This is a genomic window from Pedococcus sp. P1_H8 (assembly GCF_056405175.1).
On the sequence record NZ_JBFUCP010000051.1, the window covers coordinates 1 to 651 of the forward strand.

A 651-nucleotide genomic window follows, 5' to 3' on the forward strand; every position below is an offset into this window, starting at 1 on the left:
CCCTCGCACTCTCACGTGGGGGATTTGGCCAGACCGGTACATGCGCCCGACCGTCCGTGAGGAGATGGAGAGCCGCTCGGCCGTCTGCTCGACTGTGAGTAGTTGTGTTGGTTTCACCTCAGCTCCTTGCCTCGGTAGTTGCTTGATGTGTCACCACACCCATGCGTTGGGTGTGTTTGACCTGGCGGCATCGGTCGTCGCGTTTCCTCCGCAGTGTCGAATGTTGCTGCGGGTCTGCACCTTTGAACCAATGGCAGGTGTATGAGCGGCGCGCTCGCCAGGTCGAATGTCTCCGCTGTGAAGGTATGAAAGGGCGCGCCAGGTGGATGCCTGGCGAAAAGCGTTGAGAGAATGGCCTATGCGGCCTGAGTGACTCGGCAGACGAAGTCGAGTCGATCGCGGCCGGTGATGGCCGCAATGGCGAGAGCCGTCACGTATGACGGCGCGGCGCCGTGGCGGAGACTTTCAACCTCCTTGGCGGTGCATCGGATCGCGGCCCCGAGTGCTTCGTCCGACGGAAAGCGATGTGCTTCCTTCAGTCGGTCAATCAGACCTGGCTCGAGAGCCGCCTTGAAGCTGGTGGTCACTGATCTCACCTCCTTGCGTTCCGATCGGCTGTCCGTCTTGCGTTCCGATCGGCCGTCTTTCAAG

General features: G+C 61.3%; 2 protein-coding genes. Both read right to left on the bottom strand.

The features are described 5' to 3' along the window. Window positions 1-117: helix-turn-helix domain-containing protein (locus AC1DYG_RS18760; RefSeq protein WP_477641384.1), on the bottom strand; the 117-nt coding region annotated here is incomplete at its 3' end. A gap of 239 nt (window positions 118-356) precedes the next feature. Further along, the coding region (locus AC1DYG_RS18765; protein WP_477641383.1) for a hypothetical protein at window positions 357-651 on the bottom strand (295 nt) is incomplete at its 5' end.